The 7,769-nt window shown below is 39.0% G+C and carries 6 protein-coding genes; 5 read left to right on the forward strand and 1 reads right to left on the reverse strand.

What is annotated here, in order from left to right; all coding sequences use genetic code 11:
* The first annotated feature begins 1 nt into the window (after position 1).
* Together J536_RS20700 and J536_RS20705 are read left to right on the forward strand one after the other, a co-directional pair.
* On the forward strand, positions 2-1,165 hold the full coding sequence (locus J536_RS20700; protein WP_032005748.1) for an outer membrane protein assembly factor BamD: 1,164 nt from the start codon (positions 2-4) through the stop codon (positions 1,163-1,165).
* A 157-nt stretch (positions 1,166-1,322) separates the two neighbouring features.
* Positions 1,323-3,191 carry a DNA primase gene (locus J536_RS20705; RefSeq protein WP_017481323.1) on the forward strand — a complete coding sequence of 623 codons (1,869 nt, stop codon included), beginning with the start codon at positions 1,323-1,325 and terminating at the stop codon, positions 3,189-3,191.
* Here J536_RS20705 and hemA read toward each other — a convergent pair.
* Positions 3,188-4,471, reverse strand: a complete 1,284-nt coding sequence (gene hemA, locus J536_RS20710) for a glutamyl-tRNA reductase (protein ID WP_017481322.1) — start codon at positions 4,469-4,471, stop codon at positions 3,188-3,190. The genes J536_RS20705 and hemA overlap by 4 nt on opposite strands.
* A gap of 88 nt (positions 4,472-4,559) precedes the next feature.
* On the opposite strand from hemA, the gene J536_RS20715 reads away from it, so the two are divergent.
* Genes J536_RS20715 through ispE form a run of 3 tightly spaced genes read left to right on the forward strand, consistent with a single transcriptional unit; the run spans position 4,560 to position 7,704 of the window.
* Positions 4,560-6,269: a tetratricopeptide repeat protein gene (locus J536_RS20715; RefSeq protein ID WP_025468422.1), complete on the forward strand. Its 1,710-nt coding sequence runs from the start codon at positions 4,560-4,562 to the stop codon at positions 6,267-6,269.
* A 4-nt stretch (positions 6,270-6,273) separates the two neighbouring features.
* Entirely contained in the window at positions 6,274-6,852 is a 579-nt protein-coding gene (lolB, locus tag J536_RS20720; RefSeq protein WP_017481320.1) for a lipoprotein insertase outer membrane protein LolB, read from the forward strand.
* An 18-nt stretch (positions 6,853-6,870) separates the two neighbouring features.
* On the forward strand, positions 6,871-7,704 hold the full coding sequence (gene ispE / locus J536_RS20725; RefSeq protein ID WP_025468421.1) for a 4-(cytidine 5'-diphospho)-2-C-methyl-D-erythritol kinase: 834 nt from the start codon (positions 6,871-6,873) through the stop codon (positions 7,702-7,704).
* Positions 7,705-7,769 lie beyond the last annotated feature (65 nt).

Genomic DNA, 7,769 nt, shown 5'->3' on the forward strand with positions numbered 1-7,769 from the left:
TATGTCGCTACCACGTTATAAAATTACGATGCTTGCCTTATCTTTAGGCGTAGCGTCTGCATTTGTGGGCTGTAGCAGCAATCCAAGTAAAAAAGAAGTGGTCGATACTGGCCCTCAATCTAGTGAACAAGCTTACTTCGAAAAGGCCCAAAAGTCGCTTGACCGTGGTCAATATCTTGATGCGACCAAGTCCTTAGAGGCAATCGATACTTATTATCCGACTGGACAATACGCTCAACAAGCACAACTTGAACTTCTATATTCGAAATTTAAACAAAAAGATTATGAAGGCACCATTGCCTTAGCAGAACGTTTTATTCGTTTAAATCCTCAACATCCAAATGTGGATTATGCTTATTATGTTCGTGCTGTTGCCAATATGGAGCAAAACTACGACAGTTTGATGCGTTATACCTCTTTGCAACAGTCACATCGTGATGTGAGCTATTTAAAAGTTGCGTATCAAAACTTTGTTGATTTAATTCGTCGTTTCCCAAGTAGCCAATATTCTGTCGATGCTGCTCAGCGTATGAAATTCATTGGGCAAGAACTTGCCGAAAATGAAATGACTGCTGCCCGCTTCAACGTTAAACGTAAAGCTTGGATCGCCGCTGCAGAACGTTCGCAATGGGTGATTGAACACTATCCACAAACACCTCAAATTCCAGAAGCTTTAGCCACTTTGGCATATAGCTATGACAAGTTAGGTGATAAAGCTACTTCGCAACAATATATTGAAGTTTTAAAACTTAATTATCCAAGCCTTGTGAAAAAAGACGGCACAGTTAACATGCGTGCTGCTCGTAAAGAAGGTAACTGGATCAACCGTGCAACTTTAGGTATTTTCGGTCGTGAATCGACTGCTGCAACGCCAGAGAGCACAACTGAAGCAGAAGCTCCAAAACGTGGTTTCCTCAACCGTGTTAGTTTTGGTTTAATTGGTAATTCAGATAAAGAAGAAACTGAAGCACCAGAACAAACACCTGTTGAAGCTCCTAAGTCTGAACGTAGTTGGACAAACCGTTTAAGCTTCGGTTTATTAGACAAACCTGAGTCACAAGCAGCAGAAAATACAACTGTTGCACCAGCTGTAACCTCTACTGAAGCTTCAACTGATGTTCAATCAGATGAGGCAACACAAGGTGCGGATGACGCTGCTCAATAAGTTTAAGCTTTAAAAAACATCAACAAACAGGCAAGTGATATCACTTGCCTGTTTGTTTTTATAAAATATTAAAATATTTATTGGGCATATCTCGATTCATCATGTCAGAATATTCTGACTTACTGTCTCATCAAGTTTTAATACGGTTATCTGAATTATGGCAATTCCACAACATACGATTGATCAAATTCTAGATCGCACAGATATTGTCGATCTGATTGGTCAGCGTGTGAAATTGAAAAAAACCGGACGTACATATTCCGGCTGTTGCCCTTTTCATCAAGAAAAAACGCCATCATTCCATGTCTACCGTGACAAGCAGTATTATCACTGCTTTGGTTGTCAGGCCAACGGAAATGCAATCCGTTTTCTTATGGATATTGATAACCGAAACTTTATTGAGGTAATGAAAGAATTATCGAGCAGTACCGGAATTGAATTACCTAAAGATAATACTGAAAATAAAAAACTATCTTATACCCGTCAGGTTACAAAGCCACCCGTTACTAAAACAAATGCAGCAGAGCCTGTCATTCCACAGCAGCCATCGGATGAAAGCTACAACACACTTGAACCCGTTTTTTTTGATGACCCTTTTGCTCAGTTCGAACAGCCATTTAGCTTTGATGAACCCGTTCAAGAAGGTAATTTATATGACTTACTGGAAAATGTTGCTCAGTTCTATGAACAACAATTACCTCATAGTCAAAAAGCCAAAAATTACTTTAAACAGCGTGGACTAACCAATCAGACGATTCAGTTTTGGCGCTTAGGCTATGCTCCAGAAGACTGGCAACACCTAGAAAAAGCTTTTCCTTATGATATTGACGGTTTAAAACAACTCGGACTTATCCGCTCAAGTGATAATGGGCGTGATTTTGATTTGTTACGTGACCGCGTCATTTTCCCAATTCGCGACCCTAAAGGCCGAGTGGTTGGTTTTGGTGGGCGTGCCTTAAATGATGAAATCAAGCCCAAATATATTAACTCGCCAGATTCAGAAGTCTTTCATAAAAATCAGCTACTTTACGGACTTTATGAAGGTAGAAAGCTGAAATCTAGCGATTGGTTAATGGTTGAAGGCTATATGGATGTCATTGCGCTTCAACAATATGGCATTACAGGAGCTGTAGCAACCTTAGGGACTGCAAGTAATACTGAACACCTTAATATTTTATTTAAACAAAATAGCCGCATTACCATTGCTTTTGATGGTGATGCTGCTGGTCAAAAAGCAGCACGCAGAACTTTAGAAATTGCTTTACCACTTCTTAATGATGGTCGTGAACTCAAATTTTTTGTTCTACCCAATGATCACGACCCCGACTCTCTCATCCGTCGAGAAGGACTCGAGAATTTCCAAAAACTATTACAACAAGCCCCTCTTCTGTCCGATTTCGTGTTTGCGCACTTAACAGGTCAACATGATATCAGTACGCCTGAAGGGAAAAGCTTAGTCATGGGAGAACTCAGAGAACTCACCGAGTTATTGCCAAAACAAGGTTCTTTCCGTTACTTACTTACTCAATCTTTCCGTGAAAAACTCGGACTAGGTAAACGTTTTACCCCACAAATCAGCCACGATGCCTCGCTCTCATTTAACATCCATACAAAAGATGAAGACTTTGCGATTGCAATTTTAATGCATCATCCTTTTCTTTATATTCATTTTGAAGGATTACGGGCTTATATTCACCAAGATGAATTATTAGCCAAAGTACTGGCAATCTTAAACCGTATTTTTGATGATTTACCAGATGATCAAGAGTTGGCAACTTATTATGTGCTTGGTGCGTGTAGTAGTTACTGCCATGAAATCGCCGATATTATGCAAAGAACAAATATTCAGGCATTAACACAGGCTCCTGAAGTAGCTGACAAGTTAGCTAAAGAATATTCATTAAGTCTGCAAGAAAGATATTTACGTCAGAAGCTGAAATCACCGATTTCTTTAATTGAATCAAGAAATCTAAGACAACAATTGAATGAATTAACCAAACAAATTAGCTTGAAACTGTTGTCTTAATGTTTTGGCTTACGCTCATGATCAAATACATCCTGTAAATGCTGTTGTAACCATTCAAAATAATCAGGATTTTCTGCTTTAGCAGCTTCACGTAATAATATCGATGTAGGATGCATAAGTTTTTGCGTCAAACGGTGTGCAAAATGCTGTAATACCTGTTCGGCACTCTCACCATGATGCAAAGCTTCTAACGCATGTGTAAGCTCTTGTTGACTAATCTCTTCACTGTGCTGGCGGTAAGCATGAATTGTACTACCCGCCTCTTTAACTTTTTGATGCGTAATAAGCTGAGTAGCTAATTGATTAACCATTACCTCTGCTTCAACAGCCGCCTGACGACGTTGTGCAAGGTTCTCATCAATCACACTTTGTAAATCATCAACACCATATAAATAGACCCCATCAAGTGCTTCAACTTTAGGATCTATATCACGTGGTACCGCCAAATCAACCATTAACATTTGTTGGTAGCGGCGTTTTTTTAATGCGGCCTTAACATCAGAATAAGCAATAACTTGGTATAAACTTCCAGTACAGCTCGACACGACATCAGCACGATATAAATTTTCTGGTAATGCTGAAAACTCAATAATTTCAACTTCAACCTGATGTGCAATCTCCTGAGCCAGCTGGTCAGCACGCTCACGGCTACGATTACAAATAATAATCTTCGCGACACCCATTTCAGCCAAATGCTTAGCAACCAAGCTATTCATTTCACCCGCAGCAACAACCATTACGGTAAGTTTTTCAGGCTTACTAAAAACCTGTAAAGCCAGTTGTGCAACCGCATAACCCATTGAAACAGCATGACTACCCACCGCTGTTTCGGAACGTACCCGTTTAGCTGCATAGAAAGCGTATTCAAAAACACTATTTAATTCAGGAGAGACTGTTTGAGCTTCTTTAGACAATGCCAAAGCACTTTTAACCTGCCCTAAAATTTGTGGCTCACCAAGCATGAGAGAGTCTAGACCACTCGCCACTCGCATTAAATGTGTAATCGCCTGCGTATTCTCGTAACGATAAACATGATGAATTAACTGCTTTACATCAATATTATTGGCATCGGCTAACCATTTTAGAAGGCTTTCGGCGTTTTCTGCCATGGCATAAACTTCTGTACGGTTACAGGTCGAGACGACCACCAAATCCTTTAAGTTTTGGTGATGGCGTTGTTCGGCAAGCAAACGACTTAATCGCTCTGCATTGAAAGCAATTTGTTCGCGGAGTTCTACAGAAGCTGTTTGATGGTTGACACCCAATGCAAAGAAAGACATATCAGATCATCATTTCGCTAAATTTATGCTATTGTGCAACATCGGTGTCATAAAAAGCATTACTTTGGATCAATAAAAATTGCGTCAAATGAATAGCCGTATTAATTTTAACGGTGCTTCGATAAGACAGTATTCTACCACATTCTTGTTGTTAGGTAGCATGTCCTCGTATGTCTATGCACGTCCTGTGCAAGAGACCTATGCCGTGCATTCATTTGATCAGGCACTAGAGCAAACGATGGTCGCTGAATTTGCTCTAGCTTATGACGATATTCCAAACGCTTTGCATAATTACACAGTGCTCGCAATTAAAAGCAACTCTACATCAATTAAGCAGAGAGCTTTAGACGTTGCACTTGAATATAATGATTTACAAGCTGCGTTAAATATTGCTACACACTGGGTAGCTCAAGAACCTAAAGATGTACCAGCTTTATTTTATTTGTCACACATTGCTTTAAAAACGCACGAATATCAGCTTGCTGCTGAGACATTAGATAAAATTTTAAAGATAGATCCCACTGCCGATTTAGAACAAATTTTAGCTAGCATTGCTCCAGAAAATGCGCAAGATCGAGAAGTACTATTAACAGCTTTACGTTCTAGCGCAGAAAAAGACAATCCTTCTATTTTGGCACTCATCGCCAATTTAGAAGCTCAAAATGGCCAATTACAAACTGCGCTAACCAACATTAACAAAGCATTACGTCGACGTCCTAAAGTAACGAGCTTTATTTTAATGAAAGCAAACTTACTTATTGCTCTCAGCGATCAAGAAGGTGCGCTTAAATGGTATGCAAAGTCGAGTCGTAAAAATAAGAAAAATTTAGATATTCGATTAGCTGAAATCCGCTATCTCATACAAATTAACCAATCTCAGCTTGCGTTAGAAAAACTTGAAAAGATTATAGAAACCAACCCTAAAGCTGAAGAAGCCTTATTTATTGCAGGCTTAACAAGTATTGATTTAAAGCAATATGACAAAGCAGAACAATATCTTGTTGACCTACGAAACTCGGCAAAATATCAAAATGAAGCGTATTACTACTTAGCTATTAATGCGGAGCGTAAACAGCATTATGAAACTGCAAAAGCATACTATCGTTTAGTTGATGGCAGTTTATATGTGGTATCTAGACGAAACTTGATCGCAATATATGATAAACAAGAAAATTTACACGATGCTTTACGGTTCCTTACTCAAGAACGAGTAAATTATCCTCAACATGCAAGCTTCTTATATCAAGCCCAAGCTGAAATCTTAAAGAAAATGGGCAATAAAAAAGCTGCACTAAATCTATTAGATGAAGCAATTAAAAACCTACCCGACGACCCAGAACTAATTTACGCGGAAGTTTTATTACTTGATCCATATACGGACCGTGACAAGCTGGACAAAACCTTAAAACAATTATTACAACTTGAGCCCAACAGCCCAACGTATCTAAATGCATATGCTTATACACTGGCACTGCAAAACCGTCGTTTAAAAGAAGCACGTCAGTATGCAGAGCAAGCATTAGAATATGCGCCTGAACAGGCTTCAATTCTTGATACGCTAGGTTATATTGCATTTTTACAGAATGATTATGAAGCTGCGGCGGAAGCCTTAGGCAAAGCGTATGAACTTAGCCATAATATAAATATTGGTATTCGTTATGCTAAAGCTTTGTATATGCAAGGGTCACTCACGCAATTTAGCGCAGTGTTACAACAACTGAAACAAAAGCATGCCAATGATCCACAATTACAACAGCTTGATGCGTTAATTTTACCTACATCTGCAAAAAAGAGTTAAATATATGAGCAAATTTGCCCAACTGTGCACAGCGATCTGTGGATCAAGTGTATTATTTCTAACCGGTTGTCAGCATTTTACTCAACCAAAACCTGCGGTTACTCAACAAGTTCAAGACGAAAAACACTTTAATTTGCAAGGTAAGATTGGGGTTCGTACACCACAGCAAACCGGTAGTGCTTTTTTTACCTGGCTTCAACAGCAAGATAATTTTGATATCGAATTAAGCGGTATTTTAGGCGTTGGAAAAACCCAAATTCAGGGTAAACCAGGCGAAGTAACTTTAAACAGTTCTAAAACAGGACTTATTAGCGCTGCATCTCCAGAAGAACTTTTAGAGCGAGCAACAGGTTGGCAAGCACCAATTACGCACTTAACGAGCTGGATTTTAGCAAAACCAGCAACGCTAAATGCTCAAATTACGAAAGACGCTACAAATCGAGTGAGTCAACTGATTGAAGATGGCTGGACAGTTAATTTCAGTTACGATGGTGAACAAACTTTGCCAAACAAACTGGTTTTAAAGCAAGCTCTTGCTGAAGATAAAGAAAACCGTATTACAATGGTCATCCAAAACCGCTAAGTCTAATTATATAAATCTATGATTCGAGTTCCTTCCCCTGCTAAGCTCAACCTGTTTTTACATATTACAGGCCGACGTGAGAATGGTTACCATGAGCTACAAACCATTTTCCAACTGATTGATTTATATGATTGGATGACATTTACACCGACTTTGGGCGAAGAAATCGAAATTGATGGGTTGAGTGAAGTTCGACCTGAAGAAAATTTGATTTATCGAGCAGCCCAAATACTAAAACCACATGCAAAAAAACTTTGTGGCTTGGACATCAAAATTGAAAAAAATATTCCAATGGGTGCGGGTCTAGGCGGCGGTTCATCTAATGCCGCCACAACACTTATTGTGTTAAATCAATTATGGGAATGTGGCCTAGAGCAAGAACAACTTGCGGACTATGGTGTTAAGCTCGGTGCCGATGTTCCAATTTTTATTTATGGTAAAAATGCATGGGCTGAAGGCATTGGTGAACATTTATCATTCATAGACTTAGATCAAAAACAGTTCATTATTTTAAAACCTGATTGTTTTATCAGCACTCAATTGCTTTTTTCACAAAAAACATTGACAAGAGACTCTAAGACCACTAAATTTTGCGCCTATCAGTTAGAACCTTCTAATTTTGGAAATAACTTTGAGCCACTGGCTCGGCAGTTATACCCTGAAGTAGAAGAAGCAATGCAATATTTAGATCAATTTGGTCAAGCAAAGCTTACAGGTACAGGTGCTTGTGTTTTTATTGAAGTAACGAATGAAATGAATATTGATGAAATTCTTAAGCATTCACCATGTAAATCTTACTTGGTAAATAGTTTAAAAGAATCTCCTCTTAATCATTTTAAGGTTACACGTTAGGGGCGTCGCCAAGTGGTAAGGCACCGGGTTTTGATCTCGGCATCCGTTGGTTCGAATCCAGCCGC

The organism is Acinetobacter sp. 809848 (genome assembly GCF_000581275.1).
GTDB classification, from domain to species: domain Bacteria; phylum Pseudomonadota; class Gammaproteobacteria; order Pseudomonadales; family Moraxellaceae; genus Acinetobacter; species Acinetobacter pittii.